We start from the raw sequence: 285 nt of genomic DNA, 5'->3' as shown, positions 1-285 counted from the left end.
ACCGTTACACGGTCGGTGATGAGCGTCGAGACACGGTCATCGCAGTGCGCGAAATGAACCTCGCCGGTTTGTCTGCGGAACAACAGACCTGGGTGAATACGCACACCGTATATACGCACGGCTACGGTGTTGTCGCCGCCTACGGTAATTCGCTGAACTCTGATGGCCTGCCCTCATACTGGGAGCAGTCGGTGCCCTCAGTCGGCGAAATGGGGGAGTATGAAGAACGCGTTTACTTCTCCCCGAACGCCCCCTATTACTCGATCGTCGGTGCTCCGGAGGGTA

1 protein-coding gene is annotated in these 285 nt (G+C 57.9%); it reads left to right on the top strand.

Going from position 1 to position 285, the window contains the following annotated elements; translation table 11 throughout:
* On the top strand, positions 1 to 285 hold a 285-nt coding region (locus QP415_RS11585; protein ID WP_285100180.1), incomplete at both ends, for a UPF0182 family protein.

The sequence above is a fragment of the Pauljensenia sp. UMB3104 genome (assembly GCF_030217285.1).
Taxonomy (GTDB): Bacteria; Actinomycetota; Actinomycetes; order Actinomycetales; family Actinomycetaceae; genus Pauljensenia.
This window is presented reverse-complemented; position numbering and strand designations above follow the sequence as displayed.